The sequence below is a fragment of the Microvirga lenta genome (assembly GCF_020532555.1).
Lineage (GTDB): Bacteria > Pseudomonadota > Alphaproteobacteria > Rhizobiales > Beijerinckiaceae > Microvirga > Microvirga lenta.
This window is the reverse complement of record NZ_JAJBBR010000014.1, coordinates 1-22161: the sequence shown is the minus strand read 5'-3', so window position 1 is coordinate 22161 and position 22161 is coordinate 1. Positions and strand designations below refer to the sequence as shown.

Here is a 22161-nt window from a genome sequence, read left to right as displayed (position 1 = left end):
CCATAGGCAGCTCCCTTAGATCAGCTTCGCCATGGCGACGGCGGTGTCCGCCATGCGGTTCGAGAAGCCCCACTCGTTGTCGTACCAGGACATGACGCGCACGAGGTTGCCGTCCATGACCTTGGTCTGGTCCATGTGGAAGGTGGACGAGGCCGGGTTGTGGTTGAAGTCGATGGAGACGTTCGGGTCGTTGGTGAAGGCGAGAACGCCCTTCAGCTCCTGCTCGGCCGCGCGCTTGATCGCCTCGTTGATCTCGTCCTTGTTCGTGGCCTTCTTGGCGATGAACTTGAAGTCGATCACGGACACGTTCGGGGTCGGCACGCGGATCGAGACGCCGTCGAGCTTGCCGTTCAGTTCCGGCAGCACGAGGCCCACCGCCTTGGCGGCGCCGGTGGAGGTCGGGATCATCGACAGGGCCGCCGCGCGGGCGCGGTAGAGGTCCTTGTGCATCTGGTCGAGGGACGGCTGATCGTTCGTGTAGGAATGGATCGTCGTCATGAAGCCCTTCTCGATGCCCACCACATCATTGAGCACCTTCGCGACCGGCGCGAGGGCATTGGTGGTGCAGGAGGCGTTCGAGATGACGATGTGGTCCTTGGTCAGCTTGTCGTGATTGACGCCGTAGACCACCGTGAGATCCGCGCCGTCGGCGGGAGCCGAGACGATGACCCGCTTGGCGCCCGCCTGCAGGTGCGCCGAGGCCTTCTCCTTCGAGGTGAAGATGCCGGTGCACTCCATGGCGATGTCGACGCCGAGCTCCTTGTGGGGCAGGGTGGCCGGGTCCTTGATGGCCGTGACCTTGATCTTCTGGCCGTTGACCACGATGGAGTCGCCCTCGACCTTCACCTCCGCCGGGAACCGGCCATGGATGGAGTCGTAGCGAAGCAGGTGCGCATTCGTTTCGACCGGGCCGAGATCGTTGATGGCGACGACCTGGATGTCGGTCCGGCCGCTCTCCACGATGGCGCGCAGGATGTTGCGCCCGATGCGACCGAACCCGTTGATCGCGACCTTCACCGTCATAGTCTTTGCTCCCTTTGTGCGGTGAGGCTCAGGATCGCCTGAACCTCATAGATTATGCGTTCTCAGAACCCTCTCGGCGACCGCTTCGGCGGTGATGCCGAAGTGCCTGTAGAGATCCTTGTAGGGCGCGCTCGCGCCGAACCCACTCATGCCGACGAAGATTCCGTCGGAGCCGATGACCGAGTCCCAGCCGAAGCGGACAGCCGCCTCGACCGCGACCTTGACCGGCGCATCGCCGACGATGCGGGCACGGACTTTCTCGGGCTGGGCCAGGAAGAGGTCGAGCGAGGGCACCGAGACAACGCGAACGGCGAAGCTTTGTTCATTCAGAATCTTCTGGGCCGCCAGCGCGATCTCGACCTCGGAGCCCGAGGCGAAGATGGTGGCGCGGGCTTTTCCTTCCGCCGGCGAGATTTCGTAGGCGCCCGTGGCCGCGAGGTTCTCGCCGCTGGCCTCCTTGCGGATCTGGGGCAGGTTCTGGCGGGTGAGCGCCAGAAGGGTCGGGCCGTCCGTGCGCTCCAGCGCCAGCTGCCAGCACTCGGCGGTCTCGACCGCGTCGGCCGGGCGGAAGACCCGCATCTTCGGCATGGAGCGCAGGGAGGCCAGGTGCTCCACCGGCTGGTGGGTCGGGCCGTCCTCGCCGAGGCCGATGGAGTCGTGGGTCATCACGTAGACGACCGGGATGCCGGCGAGCGCCGCGATGCGCATGGCAGGCCGCGCGTAGTCGGCGAAGACCAGGAAGGTGGCGCCGGCCGGCACGAGGCCGCCATGGAGCGCCATGCCGTTCATGGCCGCCGCCATGCCGTGCTCGCGGATGCCGTAATGGATGTAGCGTCCGGCGAAGCTGCCCGGCGAGATGGCGTTGAGGTTCTTGGTCTTGGTGTTGTTCGAGGGCGTCAGGTCGGCCGAGCCCAGCACCAGCTCCGGCACGGCCTCGGTGATGACCTCGAGGGCGATCTCGCTGGCCTTGCGGGTCGCGACGTTCTGCGGCTCGGCGATCAGGCGCTCCTTCAGCTTCGCCACCGCGTCGGCGAGGCCCTGCGGGCGCTCGCCCTTGATGCGGCGCTCGAACTCGGCGCGCTTCTCGGGAGACAGGGCCTTCAGCCGGTCGGCCCAGGCCTTGCGCTGGCGGCGGCCCTTCTTGCCGGCCTTCGCCCAGGCGTCGCGGATGTTGTCCGGCAGCTCGAAGGGCGCATGGCTCCAGCCGATGGCGGCCTTGGCGCCGGCCAGTTCCTCGGCGCCCAGCGGCTCGCCGTGGGCCTTGGAGGTGCCCGCCTTCTTGGGCGCGCCGTAGCCGATGGTGGTCTTGCAGGCGATCAGGGTCGGGCGGTCCGACTTCTGGGCGCGGGAAAGGGCGCGGCCGATGGCCTGCGGATCGTGGCCGTCCACGCGCACGGCGCGCCAGCCGGCGGCCTCGAAGCGCTTCACCTGGTCGACGGAGTCGGAGAGCGAGAGCGGGCCGTCGATGGAGATGCCGTTGTCGTCGAACAGGACGATGAGGCGGCTCAGCTTCAGGTGGCCCGCGAGCGAGATCGCCTCCTGGCTGATGCCCTCCATCAGGTCGCCGTCGGAGGCGATCACGTAGGTGCGGTGGTCGACGAGGTCGTCGCCGTATTCGGCGTTGAGCATGCGCTCGGCCAGCGCCATGCCGACGGCGGTGGCGATGCCCTGGCCCAGCGGGCCGGTCGTCGTCTCGACGCCGGGCGTCATGAAGTTCTCGGGGTGGCCCGGGGTCTTGGAATCGAGCTGGCGGAAGCGCTTCAGCTCGTCGACGGTCATGCCCTTCACGCCCACGAGATGGAGCAGGGAGTAGAGCAGCATCGAGCCGTGGCCGGCGGAGAGCACGAAGCGGTCGCGGTCGGGCCAGGTCGGGTCGGTGGCGTCGTATTTCAGGAACTTGGTGAAAAGCACCGTCGCCATGTCGGCGGCGCCCATGGGCAGGCCGGGATGGCCGGACTTTGCCTGCTCCACGGCGTCCATGGCGAGGACCCGCACGGCATTCGCCAGATCGGAGTGAGTGACGCGGTCGGCGGAGACGGTATCTGGCACGGCGTGATCCACAAATCTTGCGGGCGGCCCTCTGAGGGGCGGGCCCTTCCAAAAGCGTGCGGCTCCTTAACACGGGGCAGGGGCGAGTCAAAGGCTCCGACGGCTTAAATCCCAAGGGAGCGTCGCCGTCCGGGCCCGGGCCCGGGGCGCGATCGGGCGCAAAACCGGTTTCCACTTTCGCCGATCAGGCTCTAGTGTCGTGTCGAATCCCGGATGATGCGATGAGCCCCACCCTCGACGATGCGATGAAACGGCTGGAGATGGCCCTCGGCCTGCTGGAGGCCTCGGTCTCCCGCCGGCTCGATGCCGACCGCCGCCGCGGCGACCTGGAGACGGAGCTTCAGCTCATGCAGGACGACCGCGCCCGTCTCGCCGTGGAGCTCGACAGCGCCCTGACGCGCCTGCACCGCTTCGAGGCGGCCACCGACGACGTCAGCCGGCGCGTGCGCCAGGCCATCGGCGCCGTGCAGAGCGTGCTCGCCCAGGCGGGGCAGCTCGAGCCGGAGGAGGGCTGACATGTCCCAGGTGACGGTGACGATCGCCGGCAAGACCTACCGCATGGCCTGCGCCGACGGGGAGGAGCAGCATCTCGAAGGCCTCGCGGCCTCCTTCGACGCCCGGATCGAGGAGATGCGCGCCGCCGCCGGCGAGATCGGCGACATGCGCCTGCACGTCATGGCGGCCATCACCCTCGCCGACGAGCTGTCCGAGGCGAAGAAGCGCATCGTCTCCCTGGAGCGGGAGATGGACGAGATGAAGCGGTTCTACTCGGCCGGAGACCACCGGATCCAGGTCGCCGAGGCCCGTTTCGCCGAGAGCATCCAGCGGGTGACCGAGCGGATCGAGCGCCTCGCCCGCAGCCTCAACGCGCCGGTGCAGGAGTGAGGCAGATGGGTCTCAGTGAGGCGTATGTGAGCCTGAGTATCGCCGGACGATGCGTCCAACCAGAAGACCGGCGACCGCAAGAGAGCCAATAGCGAGGCCACGACCAAATCCTTGCCAGCCTGGAACGTAGTCAAGGCCGAATAGGTAAGCCGCCCAGCACAAGGCAATGGCAGCAATCAGAAAATAGTCGCGCCAATTCATTTCTATGGCCTTAGATATGTTCCGATGTATCAATTGGGCAATGAAACACGAGAGAGCGATGGCTTACAAGCGGTAGATCCGTTCCGTAGAAGGATCATGGAGTTGAGGTCTCTTGAGGGGTTTCTTTTCGCCACACGCCCAACTTTCCCCTTCCCCCCGGCCCCTATCGTCCCTACATAGGAAAGGCGGGGCTGCGGGGCGCGTCTGGAGTTCATTTCCCCGGGGCCTTATCGATCCTGAAGGGAGCTGTCCCTGACCCGGTCCCTGGACCGGGACATACGGCGCCCACCTACTTTGTAGGTTCCCGGGATCGCTTCTCCGACGGCTTTTGTGGCTCCGCACTTCATGTCTTCTTCGTCTCTTCCCGCGTTCAAGGACCAGCTTCGCAGCGAAGGCTTCGCCCGCCGCGACGGCCTGGACAAGGACTTCCGCAGACAGGCGGCCGAGCGCATCGCCGGGCAGGTCCTGGCTCTTCCGGACCTGCGCGAACGGAACCCCGTCGGCGCCTACTGGCCCATCCGCAGCGAGGTCGATACGCGCCCGCTCATGGAGGCGCTCGTCGCCCGCGGGCAGGACGTGGCCCTCTCGCAGATCCTCCATCCCCATCTGAGTTTCCGCCTCTGGCAGCCCGGCGACGTGCTGGTGAAGGGCGGCTTCGGCGTGCGCGAGCCCGGGCCGGACGCGCCCGAGTGCTTTCCGCAGGCCCTCCTCGTGCCGCTCGTGGCCTTCGACCGGCGCGGCGGGCGCATCGGCTACGGCAAGGGCCATTTCGACCGGGCCATCGCGGCGCTCGAAAACCAGCATCCCATCTTGACCGTCGGCCTCGCCTATGCCGTTCAGGAAATCGAGCAGGTTCCGATCGAACCCCACGACCGGCTGCTCGACCTGATCGTGACGGAGTCCGAACTCATTCGGACCTGAGTACAAGGACTTCCCATGCGTCTTCTCTTCCTCGGCGACGTGGTCGGACGGGCCGGCCGCAACGTGGTGGTCGAGCGCCTGCCCGCCTTGCGCGAGCGCTGGAGCCTCGATTGCGTCGTCATCAACGGCGAGAACTCGGCCGGCGGCTTCGGCATCACGGAGGCGATCTGCGACGACCTGCTGAACGCGGGCGCGGACGCGGTGACGCTCGGCAACCACAGCTGGGACCAGCGCGAGACCCTGGTGTTCATCGAGCGCCAGCAGCGGCTCCTGCGGCCGGTCAACTATCCGCCGGGCACGCCGGGCCGCGGCGCGAACCTCATCGACACCCGTTCCGGCCACCGGGTCCTCGTCGTCAACGTCATGGGCCGCCTCTACATGGATGCTCTCGACGATCCCTTCGCGGCGGTTGACCGGGAGCTCGACGCCTGCCCCATGGGCCAGGTGGCCGATGCGGTGATCGTGGACGTCCATGCGGAGGCCACGAGCGAGAAGGAGGCCATGGGCCACCATCTCGACGGGCGCGCCAGCCTCGTGGTGGGCACCCACACCCATGTGCCGACCGCCGACCACCGGGTCCTGGCGGGCGGCACCGCCTACATGTCGGACGCGGGCATGTGCGGCGATTACGATTCCGTGCTCGGCATGCAGAAGGAGGAATCGATCCGCCGCTTTCTCCAGAAGACGCCGGGGCCCCGGATGGAGCCGGCCCTGGGGGAGGGCACCCTGTCGGGAATCGCGGTCGAGACCGACGACCGGACCGGGCTCGCCGTGCGGGTCGCGGCCCTCAGGATCGGGCCGCACCTGGAGGAATCCTGGCCCCGTTTCTGGGACTGACGGAACCCTGCAGCCTCGGCTCTCTTGGCGGGCCGCAAAACATCCCCATCTGTCCTGTCACGGAGGACCAAGGTGGATATCGAGCATAAGAAGCGCCTTTATCGGGATGTGGGGGCAACGGTGCCGGAGGCGCTGGAGCACAAGAGCGCATCCGACGTCCTGCGGGCCGTGATCACCTCCGCCAAGGGGGAGACCATCTCCATCGGGGAGATCATCGAGGCGTTCGGCGAACGCGCCTTCGGCTTCGTGCTGATCCTGTTCAGCCTGCCGAACTGCGTGCCGGCCCCGCCGGGGGTCGCGGGCGTCGTCGGAACCCCGGTCCTCATCTTCGGCATCCAGATGATGCTGGGGCACAAGCATCCGTGGCTGCCGGGCTTCATCCGGCGGCGGACCATTTCTCTCTCCAAGTTCAAGCGCCTGATCGACATCGCCGAGCCCAGGCTCCGCTGGCTGGAGAGCTGGTGCAAGCCGCGGCTGACGCAACTCTTCGGCACCGTCGGCGACCGGATGGTCGGCCTTTTCGCCTTCCTGGCGGCCCTCTCGGTGCTGATTCCGTTCCCGGGCACCAATTTCCCGCCCTCCATCGCCCTCGTCATCGTGTCCATCGCGGTGATGGAGGAGGACGGCTATCTCCTGATCGGCGGCTATCTTCTGGGCCTCGCCGGCCTGGCCTACACGGCGACGATCCTGGGAGCCTCCTACCACCTAGTCCAGGCGGCGATCACGGGCGGCTTCTCCTGGCTCGGGTTCTGATCCGGCCGTGAAGAGGCTTTGCCTCGGACGCAACTGCGTTTTATAAGCCCGCTCGGAAGCATGTCCGGGCGCCGTGGACGCCGGTTCGCCGTTTTCGGACCATGCAGCGGAAGAAATCGGGAGCGGGACCCTTCCCTAAGGGCACCGCTTCGCCATCAACATTCCGCGGCCTGACGGGCCCTTGGTCGCCAAGGCGCTCTCGGTCGCGCATAGCGGAGGCCCCATGGCCGGACATTCACAGTTCAAGAACATCATGCACCGCAAGGGGCGCCAGGATGCGATGCGCTCCAAGCTGTTCTCGAAGCTCGCCCGCGAAATCACCGTGGCGGCGAAGATGGGCACGCCCGACCCGAACATGAATCCCCGCCTGCGCGCCGCCATCCTGGCGGCCCGGGCCGAGAACATGCCCAAGGACAACATCCAGCGCGCCATCAACAAGGCGTCCAGCGCCGAGGGCGAGAACTACGAGGAGATCCGCTACGAGGGCTACGGCCCCGGCGGCGCCGCCATCATCGTCGAGGCCATGACCGACAACCGCAACCGCACGGCCTCGGACATCCGCTCCTACTTCACCAAGAGCGGCGGCAACCTCGCCGAGACGGGCGCGGTCTCGTTCATGTTCGACCGGGTCGGCCTGGTGGAGTTCGCGCCCGAGGCCGCCGATGCCGACGCCATGCTGGAAGCCGCCATCGAGGCCGGCGCCGACGACGTGGTGTCCTCCGAGAACGGCCACGAGGTCTATTGCGAGCAGACCACCCTCAACGAGGTGACCAAGGCGCTGGAGGAGAAGTTCGGGGAGCCGCGGGCCTCCAAGCTCGTCTGGAAGCCCCAGACTCCGGTCGCGGTCGACGACGAGGCGGGCGAGAAGCTGATGCGCCTCATGGAGACCCTCGAGGAGCATGACGACGTCCAGAACGTCTACGGCAATTTCGAGCTTTCCGAACAGCTCATGCAGAAGATGGCGGGATAGTCGGACAAGCGCCGCGTCTTTTCCCTCCCCCTTGTGGGAAGGGCCAGGGTGGGGGTGTTGGCGCCGGACCTTCATAGGCTATCGCTCACACCCCCACCTCCACCTCCTCCCCACAAGGGGGAGGAGAGCCAGTCGGTGCCAGATAGCTGGCTTGAGGAAGTATCATGGAACGCGTCCGCATCCTCGGCCTCGATCCCGGCCTGCGCAACACGGGCTGGGGCGTCATCACGGTCGAGGGGACCAAGCTCTCCTTCGTCGCCTGCGGGGTCGTGACCTCGGACGGCGACCTGGCCCTGGCGCTGCGGCTCAAGCAGCTCCACGACCGGCTGACCGACGTGATCAGGACCTGGACTCCCGACGAGGTCTCCGTCGAGGAGACCTTCGTCAACAAGGATGCGCAGGCGACCCTCAAGCTCGGTCAGGCCCGGGCCATGTCCCTGCTGGTCCCGGCCCTCCATGGCCTCCCGGTGGCGGAATACGGAGCCAACCAGGTCAAGAAGACCGTGGTGGGTGTCGGCCATGCGGAGAAGGATCAGGTGCAGGCCATGGTGAAGATCCTGCTGCCCAAGGCCGACTTCAAGAAAGCCGACGCGGCGGACGCGCTCGCCATCGCCATCGCCCATGCCCACCACCGCAAGGCGCGGGCTTTGGCGGCGAGCTATTAAAGTGTTACATGACAACGAATGTCATTCCGGGGCGGCGTAGCCGAGCCCGGAACCCATAACCGCCGACCTGAGCCGTTCCGGATCTCCGCTCGTGTTTATGGGTCCCCGCCTTCGCGGGGATGACGCCGGAGAGGGAAAAAGGACCGTGATCGGCAAACTCAAGGGCGTGGTGGATTCCTACGGCGACGACTTTGTCATCCTCGACGTGCACGGGGTCGGCTACGTCGTGCACTGCTCCTCGCGCACGCTCCAGAACCTGCCCCAGACCGGAGAGGCGGCGGTCCTGTCCATCGAGACCCATGTCCGCGAGGACATGATCCGCCTCTACGGCTTCCGCTCGGACCAGGAGCGCGAGTGGTTCCGCCTGCTCCAGAGCGTGCAGGGCGTGGGCTCGAAGGTGGCGCTCGGCATTCTCTCCGTGCTCGATCCCGGGGCGCTCGCCACCGCCATCGCCACCGGCGACAAGGCATCGGTCGCCCGCGGCCCCGGCGTCGGCCCCAAGCTCGCCCAGCGCATCGTCTCGGAACTCAAGGACAAGGCCCCGGCCTATTCCACCGTGGACCCGGCCCTCATCCGCCTGTCCGATTCCATCGACGACAGGACCGCTCCCGTCCCGGTCTCGGACGCGATCTCGGCCCTGGTCAATCTCGGCTATCCCCAGGTCCAGGCCTCCGCGGCGGTGGCCGCCGCCCTCAAGCAGGCCGGCGAGGAGGCCGAGGCGAAGACGCTGATCCGGCTGGGCTTAAGGGAGTTGGCCCGGTAAGGCTCGACCCGGTGTTTTCGTTCCCGTTTTGATCTTTTTAAGGATTGGCGTATGAGATCAGGACGCCCATATCCAAGCCTTCCGAAGGGTACGTTTCCTTGACCGATTCCCGCCGCCTGCTCAGCCCCGAAAAGCGCGAGGACGACGTCGACGCGTCGATCCGGCCGCTGTCGCTCGACGATTTCACGGGTCAGAAGGCCGCGCGGGCCAATCTCCAGGTCTTCATCAACGCCGCCAAGACGCGGGGCGACGCCCTCGACCACGTGCTCTTCGTCGGCCCGCCGGGACTGGGAAAAACCACGCTGGCCCAGATCGTGGCCCGCGAGCTGGGCGTGAACTTCCGCTCGACCTCGGGTCCGGTCATCGCCAAGGCGGGCGACCTGGCGGCGCAGCTGACGAACCTGGAAGAGCGCGACGTGCTCTTCATCGACGAGATCCACCGCCTCAACCCGGCCGTCGAGGAAATCCTCTATCCGGCCATGGAGGACTACCAGCTCGACCTCATCATCGGCGAGGGCCCGGCCGCGCGCTCGGTGAAGATCGAGCTGCCGAAATTCACGCTGGTCGGCGCCACCACCCGCGCGGGCCTCCTCACCACCCCCCTGCGTGACCGCTTCGGCATCCCGATCCGGCTCGAATTCTACACCGTAGACGAGCTTGAGCTGATCGTGCGGCGCGGGGCGCGGGTGATGGGGCTGAACATGAGCGAGGAGGGCGCGAACGAGATCGCCCGCCGCGCCCGCGGCACGCCCCGCATCGCGGGCCGCCTGCTGCGCCGGGTGCGCGACTTCGCCATCGTGGAGGGGGCCGAGATCGTGTCCCGCGAGCTGGCGGACAGGTCCCTGCGCCTTCTCGATGTGGATCCCATCGGGCTCGACCTCATGGACCGCAAGTACCTGACCATGATCGCCTCGTCCTTCGGCGGCGGCCCGGTCGGGATCGAGACCATCGCGGCAGCGCTGTCCGAGCCCCGCGACGCCATCGAGGACATCATCGAGCCCTACCTCATCCAGAAGGGCTTCGTGCAGCGCACCCCGCGCGGCCGCATCCTCACGCCTCATGCCTTCAAGCATCTCGGCATCCCGGAGCCCTCCCGCGAGACGGCGGCGCAGTTCGGGCTGTTCAACGGAGACGGGGATGAATGAGGCGACGGCCTCCTGGCCGCATCTCTCGGGCGCCATGCGGGACGGCGCCCACGTGCTGCCCGTGCGCGTCTATTACGAGGACACGGATTTCTCGGCCCGCGTCTATCACGCCAGCTATCTGCGGTTCCTGGAACGGGGCCGCACGGAGCTGCTGCGGGCGGTCGAGGTGGCCCAGTCCGACCTGCACGCGGAGACGGGCGGCCTCGCCTTCGTGGTCCGGAAGATGACCATCGATTTCCTGGGCGCCGCCGTCATGGACGACGTGCTCACCGTCGTGACCCGGCCGAAGGAGATGCGCGGCGCGTCGATGACGCTGGCGCAGGAGGTGCGCCGGGGCAACGACGTGCTCGTCACGGCCGATGTGATGGTGGCCGCCGTGCGCGACGGCCGGGCCGTGCGCATCCCCGACAATCTGCGGGCGGCGCTCACCGGAGAGGCCGGGTAGCCTCCGAAATCTAGGCGAGGGTGCCGTCCAGGTAGCGTTGCAGGGTGGCGCGGGTCCCGTCCCGCCACAGGCCTGCCAGCATGGCTCCAAACCGGTTCCGGAAGGCCGGGGCTTCCGCCAGATCCCCGAAAACGTCCCTGAGCGCCAGGAAGGCCGCCGGATCGTCCTTGGCGGCCCGGGCGGCGGCCGTCAGGCGGGCGGCGTTCGGGTCGTCCAGGGTGAAGGGTGCGCCCGCATCGTCCGTTCCGGCGCAGGACCGGCACCAGAGGGCGGAGACCAGGGCGAGGCCCGTCACGTCGGCGCCCATGCGCACGCGGTCGCGGGTCGAGGGCAGGATGAATTTCGGTTGCCGGTTCGAGCCGTCCTGGGTGAGCCGGGGGATGGTGTCGCCGATCTCCGGATTGGCGAACCGCTTCGCGACGATCCCGTAATAGGCGCGAAGATCGACCCCCGGCACCGGCGGCACGCACGGGATGATCTCCTCCGTTTCCAGCCGGTCGAGGAAGCCCCGCACTTGCGGGTCCGCCATGGCGTCGTGGACGTAGTGGATGCCCAGCAGGGCGGCCGGATAGGCGATGGCCGCGTGTCCCCCGTTGAGGATGCGGATCTTCATCAGCTCGAACGCGGCCACATGGGGCGTGAAGGTCACGCCGACCTCCTCCCATGCCGGCCGCCCGGCCGAGAACCGGTCTTCCAGCACCCATTGCCGGAACGGCTCGCAGAAGACCGGCCAGTTGTCCCGGATGCCGAAGCGCCCGGCGAGGAGCTCGCGCTGCCGGTCGGTGGTGGCCGGCGTGATGCGGTCGACCATGCTGTTGGGGAAGGCGACGCGCTCGCGGATATAGGCGGCAAGGCCGGGGTCCACGAGCCCGGCGAGCCCCGCCACCGCATCCAGCGTCACAGCGCCGTTGTGGGGGATGTTGTCGCACGACATCACGGTGAAGGGCTGCAGGCCCCGGTCCCGGCGCCGCCGCAGGGCGGCCACGATGGCGCCGAACACGCCCTTCGGAGCGTCGGGATGTGCCGCGTCGTACCGGATCTCCGGATGCTCCGGATCGAAGGCGCCGGTGGCGGGATCGATGCAGTAGCCGCCCTCCGTGACCGTGAGCGACACGATCCTCAGGGCCGGATCGTCGAGGGCGTCGACGATGGCGCGGGCATCCTCGCCCACGGGCACGAAGCCGGTCATGGCGGCGGTGATCCGCGCCGCATGGGCGCCGGGCTCGAGTTCGACCACCGTGGTGAGCCAGTCCTGCGCCTCCAGCGCCTGCCGCATGGCGGCGTCTCCGGGGCGGACCCCGGCGCCGACGAGGGCCCAGTCCAGGTCCCTGCCGGTGTTGAACAGGTCGTCCAGATACACCGCCTGGTGCGCCCGATGAAAATTGCCGACGCCGATATGGAGGATGCCGGCCCGCAGCGCCTCGCGGGAATAGGCCGGGCGGGCGACCGCGGGCGCAAGGGTGTCGAGGGTCGCGAGGCTCAAGGACTGGATCATGGGCTTGTCGGTCGAATGAGAGAGGAGGAGAGGGCTATAGCAGACCTGCGGGCTGCGACGGAGTCGCGCTGCAAAGGCGATGGCGTGAAGCTGGGCAGAGAATGCGCCGGGCGCATTTCCGACCGGCGTCCAAAGCATTCGAGAGGCCATGCGAAGGCCAGAAATCGCGGGAAAGCCGGTCCTTTTCAGGCGGTTCGGGGCGTGGTCGCGCCATGCTGTCCCATGTGCCGAAACGGCGCTTAAACCAAGCCTTAACCCTACTGTGTGCTTAACATGTAACGCAGGAGCGCTTCTGCGTCCCAAAGTCCGTGCGCCCTTATTTTCGACAGATTCGGGGGCGAACGAACATTGATACGCAAAAAGATTTTCCTAATGCGCGGTGAGCCTTGGCTCCAAGGCTGCTCGTAGAGCGAGGACATGAGATCATGAATCCGGCTGATGTGGCCCAGGCTGCCCCTGTGGTGCACGACATGTCTCTCTTCGGCCTGTTCTGGCAGGCCCATTTCGTCGTCAAGCTCGTCATGGTGGGCCTGCTGGCGGCCTCGATCTGGTGCTGGGCGATCATCGTCGACAAGACGCTGCTCTACGGACGCACCAAGCGCGCCATGGACCGCTTCGAGGAAGTGTTCTGGTCCGGCCAGTCCCTGGAGGAGTTCTACCGCTCGCTCCAGAACCGCCCCTCCACCGGCCTCGCGGCGGTCTTCGTGGCCGCCATGCGCGAGTGGAAGCGTTCCTTCGAGGGCTCGGGCCGCTCGTTCCAGAGCCTGCCCCAGCGCATCGACAAGGTGCTCGACGTCACCATCCAGCGTGAGGTGGAGCGGCTCAATTCCCGCCTCACGGTGCTCGCCTCCATCGGCTCCGCCGGACCCTATATCGGCCTCTTCGGAACGGTGGTCGGCATCATGAACTCGTTCACCTCCATCGCGGCTTCCAAGAACACCAGCCTCGCCGTCGTGGCGCCCGGCATCGCGGAGGCCCTGTTCGCCACCGCCATCGGCCTGTTCGCGGCCATCCCGGCGGTTCTGGCCTACAACAAGCTGCAGAGCGAGGTCGGCAAGCTGCAGTCGCGGCTCGAGGGCTTCGCCGACGAATTCTCCGCCATCCTCTCCCGCCAGATCGACGAGCGCATCGGACACGCGTCTCATCATCCGGCGAACGCAGCGTAAGGGGCCTGGGCCATGGCAACGAGTGCAGGCATGGCGGGCGGCGGCGGGCGCCGCCGCAGGCGGGCCCGGCGCGCAGGCGTCATCAACGAGATCAACATGACGCCGTTCATCGACGTCATGCTGGTGCTCCTCATCATCTTCATGGTCGCGGCGCCGATGATGACCGCGGGCGTCCCGCTCGACCTGCCGCAGACCACGGCGGCGCCGCTGAACATGGATTCGAAGCCCGTGACCCTCTCCATCAAGGAGACGGGCCAGGTCTTCCTCGGCGAGGACGAACTGACCGACGACGCGATCGTCGGCAAGCTCGCGGAGGTGGCGAAGAGCGGCTTCGACGAGCGCATCTTCGTGCGCGGCGACAAACAGGTGGATTACGGGCGCGTGGCCCAGATCATGTCGATCGTCACCTCGGCCGGCTACAAGCGCGTCGCCCTGGTGACGGAACCCGATCAGCGATAGGCGAGGGAGACAGACAGCCGTGGCGTTGAAGCCGAAATTCAACCCCTCCGAACCGGGCCTCTGGGTGTCGGGCGTCGCGCATGCGGCGATCCTGGCGGCCGCCATGGTCGGGCTGTCCTCCGTCAGCGAGTTCCCCGAGGCGCAGGAAGGCATCCCGGTCGAGATCATCACCGACAACCAGTTCTCGCAGATCACCAAGGGCGAGCAGACCGCTAAGGAGGTCCTGCCCACCCCCAAGCCCCGGGCGGACAGGGTCGCGGACAAGGTCGAGCAGCGCGACCCCGGCGAGGACACGCGCGACGCGCCGGCCCCGCCGAAGCGTCCCGAGGAGATGAAGGTGGCCGAGAAGGAGGAGCCCGTCGTGGCCCAGCCTCCACCGCCGCCCCCGCCGCCGCAGCCTTCCCAGGCCGAAGCCGAGGCGAAAGCCAGGGCCGAGGAGCAGCAGAAACTGGCCGAGAAGGCCGAGGCCGAAGCCATCGAGAAGGCGCAGGCCGCCAAGGCGGAGGCCGAGGCGAAGGCAAAGGCCGCGGCGGAAGCGAAAGCCAAGGCGGACGCCGAAGCCAAGGCCAAGGCCGTCGCGGAAGCCAAGGCGAAAGCCAAGGCGGAGGCGGAGGCCAAAGCGAACGCCGAAGCGGAAGCCAAGAAGATCGCGGAGGCCAAGGCCAAGGCGGAAGCCGAGGCGAAGGCCCGCAAGGAGGCCCAGGTCGCCAAGAAGCTCGACATGGGCGACATCCGGCAGTTCCTCGACAACAAGGAGCGCAACCAGTCCACCGGCGCGACCGGGGCGGAGGTCCAGAAGACCGCCTCCCTCGGCACCGCCACGGGGACGGCCGCGAAGCTCAATCCGAGCATGCGCGACGCGCTCATGGGTCTCCTGCGCGAGCAGATCGAGCGCTGCTACACGGCGCCCATCAGCGCCTCGACCGGCACGGCCACCCCTCCGGTCATCGACATCCGCCTCAACGAGGACGGCTCCCTGATGCGGGATCCGGCCGTGCTCCAGGCCGGCGCGAGCTCCACCGACCGGGCCGTCGCCGATGCGGCCCTGCGCGCCGTGCGCCGCTGCGCGCCCTTCCGCGTCCCCGCCAAGTTCGCTCCGTTCTATACGGATTGGAAAACCCTGAACGTTCAGTTCGACCTTTCCTGATCTTAAAGCCCCTCACGCTTGAGACATGACCCCCATGATCCATCGTCTTGTGTCCCGCCTTCTCCTCGCGCTCGCCATTGCGGTGCCGTTCGCCGCGCTTGCTCCGGCGGCCCATGCGCAGCTCAGCTTCCGCGTCGGACCCGGCGGGCAGTTCCAGCCCATGCCCATCGCCATTGCGGATTTCTCCGGTGAGGGCGATCTCGGGCAGCGGGTGTCCGGCATCATCGGCAACAACCTGCAGCGTTCGGGCTATTTCGCGCCGCTCGACCCGTCGCGCTTCCCGGAGCGCCCGTCCTTCGACGCCGCGCCGCGCTTCGAGGCCTGGCGGGCGGCGGGCGCCCAGGCGCTGGTGACGGGCCGCGTCTCGCGCGACCCCGCAGGCCGCCTCAAGGCCGAGTTCCGCCTGTGGGACATCGAGTCCGGTCAGCAGCTCACCGGCCAGCAATATGTGACGGACGCCAATTTCTGGCGCCGCGTCGGCCACATCATCTCCGACGCGGTCTACACGAAGATCACCGGCTTCGGCGGCTTCTTCGACACCCGCATCGTCTTCGTCGACGAGTCGGGCCCGAAGGAGAACCGCCGCAAGCGCCTGGCGATCATGGACCAGGACGGCGCCAACGTCCGCTACCTCACGCAGGGCGAAAACCTCGTAGTCACCCCGCGCTACTCGCCCGCCACCCAGGACATCACCTACATGTCCCAGGCGGAAGGCCAGCAGCCGCGCGTGCAGGTGATCAACCTGGAGACCGGTTCGCGCCAGATCCTCGGCAACTTCCCCGACATGGCCTCCTCCCCGCGCTTCTCGCCGGACGGGCAGCGCATCGTCATGAGCCTGCAGCAGGGCGGCAATGCCAACATCTTCATGATGGACCTGAACTCGCGCGCCACGACCCGGCTCACCTCGACGGCCGCCATCGACACCTCGCCGTCCTTCTCGCCGGACGGCAGCCAGATCGTGTTCGAGAGCGACCGTGGCGGCAAGCAGCAGATCTACGCCATGAACGCTGACGGCTCGAACCAGCGCCGCATCTCCTTCGGCGAGGGCGCCTATTCGCAGCCGGCCTGGTCGCCGCGGGGCGACTACATCGCCTTCACCAAGCAGCGCGCGGGCGGCTTCGCCATCGGCATCATGAAGCCGGACGGCTCCGACGAGCGCATCCTGACCGAAGGCTTCCACAACGAAAGCCCGACCTGGGCGCCCAACGGCCAGTACATCCTGTTCTTCCGCGATCCGGGCGGGCAGGCGGGCGGCAAGCTCTACATGGTGGACATCACCGGCCGCGTGGAGCAGCCCGTGCCGACGCCGTCCTTCGCGTCGGACCCCACCTGGTCCCCGCTCCTGAGCGAGACGCGGTAAGCGGCCATGACGAAAGCGGGGCGCCTCGGGGCGCCCTGTTCGGTTTCGGGTCAGACGCCGCGCGGCGCCGCCGTGCCGGGCATGTCGTCCTTGCGCCCCTTCAGCTTGAAGGCGAGGACGAGGAGCGCGATGCCGAAGAACAGGGCATAGGCCCCGATCCACCAGGTCAGCACCACGGCGCCGACGAGCGGCGCGATCAGCAGGGCGATGCCGAACAGGACCGAGACCACGCCGCTGAAGATCAGCCAGCCGCGTCCATAGGTCGGGTTCAGCTTGAAGGCGGCGACGATCATCAGGATGCCGGTGATCAGCGACCAGAACGCCATGAGGGTGACGAAGAACACTACCGTCAGCCCCGGCCAGGCGAAGGCGACGATTCCGACCAGGATGTTCACGATGCCCTCCAGCACCAGGAGGCCCCACCTCTGGTGGTGCGAGGCGGCCCGCACGGCGGCGACGATCGCGAAGACCCCGTCGACGAGCATGTAGGCCGAGAAGAAGAGCACGAAGGACAGGATCGCGGCTCCCGGCCAGAAGAAGGCGATGAGGGCGAAGAGGATGGCGAAGGCCCCGCGCAGGGCCACCGCCCACCAGTTCTGCGCCAGGAGGGCGCTCATCGCCTGAGCGCGATCGAAGGACTCGTGGGGATGCGAATACCCGGACGCCATGGTCGTCTCCCTTGAAGGCGGCAATGCCCTAACGGAAAGGTATATATTCAAGACTCCGGATTGGCAGCCGCTTTCTCGCCTTCCGATGGCGCGGTGCTGATTTCCTTCACTTTCGCCAGGCGGCGCCTGAGCCGCATCTTGCGGCGCCGGATGCGGATGCGGCGCTTGAGGCGGAACGCGCGGATCAGGAGCGCGGCGCCGAACCAGACCAGGGCGATCACCAGCGGCGACACGACGATGACCGGGAAGAGCGTGATCAGGATCGCCAGGGCCAGGAGGGCGAAGCCGATGATCGCGATGCTGCTGGCCTCGGTCGCCGTGAGGGACTTGGAGTTGACCGCCTTGCCGATGCTGCCGCTGAGCGCGAGCGCTCCGACCGCGATCCGCCGCACGCCGCCCTTCTTGTACTTCACGGAGCGCCGGGAGCGCATGTTCCGGGCCTGGCGGCGACGGGCCTGCCAGCCGGGGACGATCTCGGTCGCTTTGGCCAGATCCTCCAGGTACATGGCCTCCATGGCTTCCGCGAAGGTCGGGTCCTCCACCACCACGTCGAGCTCCCAGTTGGTGGCCCAGCTCGCGAGGTTGAGATTGGTGGACCCGACGCGGGCCCAGCGCCCGTCCGCGACGGCGGTCTTGGCGTGGAGCATCGACCCGTTCCACTCGAACACCCGGATGCCCGCTTCGATCAGGGACCGGTAGCCTGCCCGCACGATGGGCTGGAGCGCCGGGACGTCGCTCGAGCCCGGCACGAGCAGACGGACGTCCACCCCGTCCCGGGCGGCTTCCCCCAGGGCCTGGATGTAGGACGTGGTGGGGACGAGATAGGCGTCCGTGAGCCAGAGGTTGCGCTGCGCGGTCGCGGCGATGAGCTGGTCGAGCCGGTAGGTGCGAAACATCCCCGGCTGGCCGTTGATCACCCGCGCCGGCACCGTGCCGGCGATCGGGATGGTGCCGGGCTCGACGAGCTGGTCCCGGGGGATCGGCGCACCGGCCCGCGCCCAGCTCTCGGCGAAGGACACATCGAGATCCGCCACGACGGGGCCTTCCAGGGACAGCCCCGTATCGCGCCAGGGCTCTTCCGAGTCCTTGCCCTCCCAGTTGTCCGAGATGCACAGGCCGGACACGAAGGCGATCCGCCCGTCGACGGTGATGAGCTTGCGGTGGTCGCGCCGGATCCAGAGCGGGTCCGTCAGCCGGGGCGGATTGAAGACGCGCACCTCCACGCCCGCCTGCCGCAGCCTGCGCCAGAACCGGGGCAGCGCCCGCGTCGTCGAGCCGAGCCAGTCGTAGAGGATCCGTACCTTCACGCCGGCGCGGGCCCGCTCCATGAAGGCCTCGGCGAAGACGGCGCCGGTCTCGTCGTCGGCGATGATGAAGTTCTCGAAGTGGATGATCCGCTCGGCCGACCGGATGGCTTCGAGCCAGGCCGGGTAGTTCTCCCGGGAATCGCGGAGCAGGGCCACGGCATTGCCGAGGCGCAGGTCGCTGTCGGCGATGCGCGCGAAGGCACGCTCCAGGCGAAGTTCGCCGGAGCCGTGCTGCCTGATGTTGCCGAGGCTCGCGAGCTGAGCGGTTGTCGTATCCATGTCCCTTTAACGCACGAAACGGCCTTTCGGCTCTCGCAAAGGTCAAGCTTGTGCACAATGTTGCAGAGGATGCGGCCGTTGCCACCTCCTTGCCGCATTCACTCTCGATTAACCCTGCGCCCAGGTTTCTCGGCCCGGGCGCGATTCACCTTATCCTTCAACTCTCCATCAAGGTTGACGGAACCCTCCCTTAACTATCCCCGGATATAGAAGACACAACGTTCGGCAGACGTATGTGTAAGGAGTATTGCCAATGATGACGTTGCGCGCCGTCAAATTCGCCGCTGCCATCGTCCTCGCCCTCGGGGCGGCGGCGTGTTCGTCCAACAAAGATGAGATGGCTGGCGGAGCCGGCGGGTTCGGGGCCGGCGGAGCGGCGACTCCGGGCAGCGCCCAGGACTTCGTCGTCAATGTGGGCGACCGCGTCTTCTTCGAGACGGACCAGACGGACCTGACCCCGACCGCCGTGGCGACCCTCGACAAGCAGGCCCAGTGGCTGAGCCGCTATCCGAACTACACCTTCATCATCGAAGGCCATGCGGACGAGCGCGGCACCCGCGAGTACAACTTCTCGCTCTCCGCCCGCCGTGCCCAGAACGTGCGCGACTACCTCGTGTCACGCGGCATCGACGCCTCGCGCTTCCGCACTGTGTCCTACGGCAAGGAGCGCCCGGTGGCGGTCTGCAACGACATCTCCTGCTGGTCGCAGAACCGCCGCGCGGTCACCGTGCTCAGCGCGGGTGCCGGTGCGTAAGGGGCCTGAAGGGGCTTCCGCCTGAAACAATCGCGCGCCGCCACATTATCGCCGTGGCGGCGCTTATGTGTTATCGGCACGGTCACTGAGACCTTTACGGTATCCATGATGTTTCGTCGCCTGATCGCCTGTTTCGCCTTCGTCACCATCCTGGCCGCACCTGCCGCCGCGCAGGATGCCGCCGATGCCATCGTTCGCATCAACCGGCTGGAGAGCCAGTTCCGGCAGATGTCGGGACAGATCGAGGAGCTCCAGTTCGAGAACCGCCAGCTCAAGGAGCAGCTCCGCAAGTTCCAGGAGGACGTGGAGTTCCGCTTCCAGGAGGGCCGCGGCGGCTCCAAGGCCGCGCCTCCGGCGGCCGCGCCCGCCCGCCCGGCGCAGCCCCAGGCCCAGCCGCAGCGGCGCAGCGACGTGTTCGACCCGTCGGAGGCGCCCGGCGCCCCCGGCGCGCCGCTTCCTCTCGGAAGCACGCCCCCGTCCGCCCCCCTGGCCTCGGCAGACGCCGTCAGCCCCATGCCGATCCCGAGCGGCGCCGTGAGCGGCATCGAGGAGCTGATCGAGAGCGACGAGATGGCCGCGGGCGGTGGACCGCTCGACCTCAGCCCGGCCAGCCGCACCTCGACGATCCCCCAGGGCGCCGGCGGGGCGATCCTGCGCGCCAATCCCGACCAGAGCGTCGCCGCCGCGAGCGTCAGCGATCCCCGTTCGGACTACGCGACGGCCTATGCCTACCTGACCCGGCAGCAATTCGATCAGGCTGAAATGGGTTTCCGCCGCTTTCTGCAGTCCAACCCCCGGGACAAGCTGGTGCCGGACGCCTCCTACTGGCTCGGCGAGACCTATCTGCAGCGGGGCCGCTATCGCGAGGCCGCCGAGCAGTTCCTGAACGTCTCGACGGACCATCCCGACGCCGCCCGCGCGCCCGAGGCGCTTCTCAAGCTCGGGGTCGCCCTCAGCGGGCTCGGAGCCCACGACCGGGCCTGCGCGGTCTATGCGGAGATCGAGCGCAAATATCCCCAGGCTCCCGCCACCGTGCGCCAGGGTGCCGAGCGCGAGCAGAAGCGCGCCAAGTGCAGTTGAGCGGCGTGCCCGCACCTCGCTGACGCGTGACCGCCGTCCCCCCATCTGATTCCGATTGGTCCGGCGATGTGCTGGACCGTCTCTTTTCGTCCCTCGGGAATGCCGGCGGCATCGTGGCGGCCGTCTCGGGCGGGCCCGATTCCATCGCTCTCATGCATCTGCTGGCCCGCTGGCGCGCCGCGGCGCCGCGGCCCCGCATCCTGGTCGCCACCGTCGATCACGGGCTGCGGCCGGATTCCGCCGACGAGGCCGCCTTCGTCGCGCGGGAGGCAGGCGCCCTGGGCCTGCCGCACCGGACCCTCGCCTGGACAGGCGACAAGCCCCGGACCGGCCTGCAGGAGGCCGCGCGCGAGGCGCGCTACCGCCTTCTCGTCCACCAAGCCCGGGAGGAGGGCGCCTCCCATCTGGTGACCGCCCATACGCAGGACGATCAGGCCGAGACGGTTCTGATGAGGATGGCGCGGGGCTCCGGACTGGCGGGCCTCGCGGGCATGCGCGCCGAACGGGACCGGGATGGGGTCCGCCACGCGAGACCTCTGCTGACCTGCTCCAAGACATCGCTGGTGAGACTGTGCGAGGGGCAGGGCTGGCGTTACGTCGATGATCCTTCCAACCGCAACGAGGCCTTCGCGCGGGTGCGCTGGCGGGGAATCATGCCGGCGCTGGCGGCGGAGGGATTGACGGCGGAGCGCCTCGCCCGCCTCGCCGAACGGCTGGCACAGGCGGACGAGGCCCTGGACGCCAAGGCGCGGGAGGCCCTGTCGCTCGCCGGGGCGGCCGGCGACGGGGACGGGATTGTCCTGGAGGCAGGACGCCTTGCCGAGGAGCCGTTCGAGATCGCCCTGCGCATGCTGACCGCAATGCTCGAAAGGAGCGGCGCCCGCCTCGAAGCCAGCCGCCTGCACCGGATCGAGGCCTGCACGCGCCGGCTCCGGGAGGCGATCCGCGCCGGGGAGGAGCTGCGCGCGACCGTTGCGGGGCAGCTCGTCCGGCTCGACCCGTCCGGGCGACTGACCGTCCGGCCGGAGCCGCCGCGCCGCCGGGGCGTTAGGCCTATGTCTTATCCATAAGCCCCAAAGATGATGCCCCATGCCCGCCTCATTCCCTTGGCAAGGGAGGAGCGTGTGCCTACATTGACTTTAGCCGCGTGAGGGATCGCCTCGCGCTTCATCTCCCTCTGGGGCAGAATCTGATCCGATGAATTCAAATTTCCGCAACTTCGCCCTGTGGGTCGTCATCTTCCTCCTGGTACTGGCACTCGTGACCCTGTTCCAAAGCCCGGGTCATCGGACGGGCGGCGGCGATATCGCGTACAGCCAGCTCCTCAGCGAGGCGGATGCCGGGCGCATCTCGAACGTGGTCATTTCCGGTCCCGAGATCAGCGGCACCTACACGGACGGACGCACCTTCACGACCTATGCGCCGAACGACCCCATGCTGGTGTCGAAGCTGCAGCAGAAGGGCGTCCAGATCACGGCCCGGCCCCAGTCGGACTCGACCCCCTGGTTCATCGCCGTCCTCATGAACATCCTGCCCATCGCCCTGTTCATCGGCGCCTGGGTCTTCCTGTCCCGACAGATGCAGAACGGCGCCGGCCGGGCCATGGGCTTCGGCAAGTCGAAGGCGAAGCTTCTGACGGAGGCGCATGGCCGTGTGACGTTTGAGGACGTGGCGGGCATCGACGAGGCCAAGGAGGACCTTCAGGAGGTGGTGGAGTTCCTGCGCGATCCGCAGAAGTTCCAGCGCCTGGGCGGGCGCATTCCCCGCGGCGTGCTGCTGGTCGGGCCTC

At 67.8% G+C, this 22161-nt stretch carries 23 protein-coding genes and 1 other RNA gene; 19 read left to right on the top strand and 5 right to left on the bottom strand.

Going from position 1 to position 22161, the window contains the following annotated elements:
• Nucleotides 1-15: 15 nt before the first annotated feature.
• Both gap and tkt read right to left on the bottom strand, forming a co-directional pair.
• On the bottom strand, nt 16-1023 hold the full coding sequence (gap, locus tag LGR44_RS18850; RefSeq protein WP_226742261.1) for a type I glyceraldehyde-3-phosphate dehydrogenase: 1008 nt from the start codon (nt 1021-1023) through the stop codon (nt 16-18).
• A 45-nt stretch (nt 1024-1068) separates the two neighbouring features.
• The gene (tkt, locus tag LGR44_RS18845) at nt 1069-3072 is read right to left on the bottom strand and encodes a transketolase (protein ID WP_226742260.1); all 2004 of its coding nucleotides are present in this window, start codon (nt 3070-3072) and stop codon (nt 1069-1071) included.
• Between the two features lie 221 nt (nt 3073-3293).
• Between tkt and LGR44_RS18840 the strand changes: the two genes are divergently transcribed.
• From LGR44_RS18840 to ybgC, 11 genes are all read left to right on the top strand, one after another.
• On the top strand, nt 3294-3587 hold the full coding sequence (locus LGR44_RS18840) for a DUF4164 domain-containing protein (RefSeq protein ID WP_226742259.1): 294 nt from the start codon (nt 3294-3296) through the stop codon (nt 3585-3587).
• Between the two features lies 1 nt (nt 3588).
• Nucleotides 3589-3957: a cell division protein ZapA gene (locus LGR44_RS18835; protein WP_226742258.1), complete on the top strand. Its 369-nt coding sequence runs from the start codon at nt 3589-3591 to the stop codon at nt 3955-3957.
• A gap of 386 nt (nt 3958-4343) precedes the next feature.
• Nucleotides 4344-4499, top strand: a non-coding RNA gene (gene ssrS, locus LGR44_RS18830) — 6S RNA.
• Between the two features lie 4 nt (nt 4500-4503).
• The gene (locus LGR44_RS18825) at nt 4504-5079 is read left to right on the top strand and encodes a 5-formyltetrahydrofolate cyclo-ligase (RefSeq protein ID WP_226742257.1); all 576 of its coding nucleotides are present in this window, start codon (nt 4504-4506) and stop codon (nt 5077-5079) included.
• 15 nt (nt 5080-5094) lie between these two features.
• A complete protein-coding gene (locus LGR44_RS18820; protein WP_226742256.1) occupies nt 5095-5916 on the top strand; it encodes a TIGR00282 family metallophosphoesterase in 822 nt (273 codons plus the stop codon).
• Nucleotides 5917-5988: 72 nt separating this feature from the next.
• Nucleotides 5989-6669, top strand: coding sequence for an exopolysaccharide biosynthesis protein (locus tag LGR44_RS18815; protein ID WP_226742255.1), 681 nt, complete (start codon nt 5989-5991; stop codon nt 6667-6669).
• Between the two features lie 223 nt (nt 6670-6892).
• On the top strand, nt 6893-7639 hold the full coding sequence (locus LGR44_RS18810) for a YebC/PmpR family DNA-binding transcriptional regulator (protein ID WP_226742254.1): 747 nt from the start codon (nt 6893-6895) through the stop codon (nt 7637-7639).
• Nucleotides 7640-7800: 161 nt separating this feature from the next.
• Entirely contained in the window at nt 7801-8304 is a 504-nt protein-coding gene (gene ruvC, locus LGR44_RS18805) for a crossover junction endodeoxyribonuclease RuvC (RefSeq protein ID WP_226742364.1), read from the top strand.
• A gap of 145 nt (nt 8305-8449) precedes the next feature.
• Nucleotides 8450-9067, top strand: coding sequence for a Holliday junction branch migration protein RuvA (gene ruvA, locus LGR44_RS18800; RefSeq protein WP_226742253.1), 618 nt, complete (start codon nt 8450-8452; stop codon nt 9065-9067).
• Nucleotides 9068-9165: 98 nt separating this feature from the next.
• Nucleotides 9166-10212, top strand: coding sequence for a Holliday junction branch migration DNA helicase RuvB (gene ruvB / locus LGR44_RS18795; protein ID WP_226742252.1), 1047 nt, complete (start codon nt 9166-9168; stop codon nt 10210-10212).
• Entirely contained in the window at nt 10205-10657 is a 453-nt protein-coding gene (gene ybgC / locus LGR44_RS18790; protein WP_226742251.1) for a tol-pal system-associated acyl-CoA thioesterase, read from the top strand. Before ruvB ends, ybgC begins: the two co-directional genes overlap by 8 nt.
• Before the next feature lie 10 nt (nt 10658-10667).
• Here the strand turns inward: ybgC and LGR44_RS18785 are convergent, their stop codons facing one another.
• Nucleotides 10668-12152 (bottom strand): mannitol dehydrogenase family protein, encoded by a 1485-nt coding sequence (locus tag LGR44_RS18785; protein WP_226742250.1) that lies wholly within the window; start codon nt 12150-12152, stop codon nt 10668-10670.
• A 425-nt stretch (nt 12153-12577) separates the two neighbouring features.
• Here LGR44_RS18785 and tolQ point away from each other — a divergent pair, with 425 nt between their 5' ends.
• Genes tolQ through tolB form a run of 4 tightly spaced genes read left to right on the top strand, consistent with a single transcriptional unit; the run spans nt 12578 to nt 16284 of the window.
• Complete coding sequence (gene tolQ, locus LGR44_RS18780) at nt 12578-13318, top strand: protein TolQ (protein ID WP_226742249.1); 741 nt, start codon at nt 12578-12580, stop codon at nt 13316-13318.
• A 12-nt stretch (nt 13319-13330) separates the two neighbouring features.
• On the top strand, nt 13331-13777 hold the full coding sequence (locus LGR44_RS18775; protein WP_226742248.1) for an ExbD/TolR family protein: 447 nt from the start codon (nt 13331-13333) through the stop codon (nt 13775-13777).
• 25 nt (nt 13778-13802) lie between these two features.
• Nucleotides 13803-14924, top strand: a complete 1122-nt coding sequence (tolA, locus tag LGR44_RS18770; protein WP_226742363.1) for a cell envelope integrity protein TolA — start codon at nt 13803-13805, stop codon at nt 14922-14924.
• A 25-nt stretch (nt 14925-14949) separates the two neighbouring features.
• Nucleotides 14950-16284: a Tol-Pal system beta propeller repeat protein TolB gene (tolB, locus tag LGR44_RS18765; RefSeq protein ID WP_404809955.1), complete on the top strand. Its 1335-nt coding sequence runs from the start codon at nt 14950-14952 to the stop codon at nt 16282-16284.
• A gap of 50 nt (nt 16285-16334) precedes the next feature.
• Here tolB and LGR44_RS18760 read toward each other — a convergent pair whose 3' ends face one another.
• Complete coding sequence (locus LGR44_RS18760; protein ID WP_226742246.1) at nt 16335-16952, bottom strand: HdeD family acid-resistance protein; 618 nt, start codon at nt 16950-16952, stop codon at nt 16335-16337.
• 47 nt (nt 16953-16999) lie between these two features.
• The gene (locus LGR44_RS18755; protein WP_226742245.1) at nt 17000-18538 is read right to left on the bottom strand and encodes a phospholipase D-like domain-containing protein; all 1539 of its coding nucleotides are present in this window, start codon (nt 18536-18538) and stop codon (nt 17000-17002) included.
• A 253-nt stretch (nt 18539-18791) separates the two neighbouring features.
• Here LGR44_RS18755 and pal point away from each other — a divergent pair, with 253 nt between their 5' ends.
• The 4 genes from pal to LGR44_RS18735 all read left to right on the top strand — a co-directional run.
• The gene (gene pal, locus LGR44_RS18750) at nt 18792-19292 is read left to right on the top strand and encodes a peptidoglycan-associated lipoprotein Pal (protein WP_226742244.1); all 501 of its coding nucleotides are present in this window, start codon (nt 18792-18794) and stop codon (nt 19290-19292) included.
• A 108-nt stretch (nt 19293-19400) separates the two neighbouring features.
• Nucleotides 19401-20372 (top strand): tol-pal system protein YbgF, encoded by a 972-nt coding sequence (gene ybgF / locus LGR44_RS18745; RefSeq protein ID WP_404809958.1) that lies wholly within the window; start codon nt 19401-19403, stop codon nt 20370-20372.
• A gap of 26 nt (nt 20373-20398) precedes the next feature.
• Nucleotides 20399-21442, top strand: coding sequence for a tRNA lysidine(34) synthetase TilS (tilS, locus tag LGR44_RS18740; RefSeq protein ID WP_404809954.1), 1044 nt, complete (start codon nt 20399-20401; stop codon nt 21440-21442).
• A gap of 127 nt (nt 21443-21569) precedes the next feature.
• A partial coding sequence (locus LGR44_RS18735) for an ATP-dependent metallopeptidase FtsH/Yme1/Tma family protein (protein ID WP_226742241.1) occupies nt 21570-22161 on the top strand: 592 nt, incomplete at its 3' end.

Bases quoted from the DNA above. Each gene is read 5' to 3' on its own strand.
- LGR44_RS18835 (WP_226742258.1), top strand. From the start codon at position 3,589: ATGTCCCAGGTGACGGTGACGATCGCCGGCAAGACCTACCGCATGGCC.
- LGR44_RS18775 (WP_226742248.1), top strand. From the start codon at position 13,331: ATGGCAACGAGTGCAGGCATGGCGGGCGGCGGCGGGCGCCGCCGCAGG.
- LGR44_RS18785 (WP_226742250.1), bottom strand. From the start codon at position 12,152: ATGATCCAGTCCTTGAGCCTCGCGACCCTCGACACCCTTGCGCCCGCG.
- LGR44_RS18755 (WP_226742245.1), bottom strand. From the start codon at position 18,538: ATGGATACGACAACCGCTCAGCTCGCGAGCCTCGGCAACATCAGGCAG.
- ybgC (WP_226742251.1), top strand. From the start codon at position 10,205: ATGAATGAGGCGACGGCCTCCTGGCCGCATCTCTCGGGCGCCATGCGG.
- LGR44_RS18840 (WP_226742259.1), top strand. From the start codon at position 3,294: ATGAGCCCCACCCTCGACGATGCGATGAAACGGCTGGAGATGGCCCTC.
- tolB (WP_404809955.1), top strand. From the start codon at position 14,950: ATGACCCCCATGATCCATCGTCTTGTGTCCCGCCTTCTCCTCGCGCTC.
- ybgF (WP_404809958.1), top strand. From the start codon at position 19,401: ATGTTTCGTCGCCTGATCGCCTGTTTCGCCTTCGTCACCATCCTGGCC.
- gap (WP_226742261.1), bottom strand. From the start codon at position 1,023: ATGACGGTGAAGGTCGCGATCAACGGGTTCGGTCGCATCGGGCGCAAC.
- LGR44_RS18760 (WP_226742246.1), bottom strand. From the start codon at position 16,952: ATGGCGTCCGGGTATTCGCATCCCCACGAGTCCTTCGATCGCGCTCAG.
- LGR44_RS18810 (WP_226742254.1), top strand. From the start codon at position 6,893: ATGGCCGGACATTCACAGTTCAAGAACATCATGCACCGCAAGGGGCGC.
- LGR44_RS18825 (WP_226742257.1), top strand. From the start codon at position 4,504: ATGTCTTCTTCGTCTCTTCCCGCGTTCAAGGACCAGCTTCGCAGCGAA.
- pal (WP_226742244.1), top strand. From the start codon at position 18,792: ATGATGACGTTGCGCGCCGTCAAATTCGCCGCTGCCATCGTCCTCGCC.
- LGR44_RS18820 (WP_226742256.1), top strand. From the start codon at position 5,095: ATGCGTCTTCTCTTCCTCGGCGACGTGGTCGGACGGGCCGGCCGCAAC.
- tolQ (WP_226742249.1), top strand. From the start codon at position 12,578: ATGAATCCGGCTGATGTGGCCCAGGCTGCCCCTGTGGTGCACGACATG.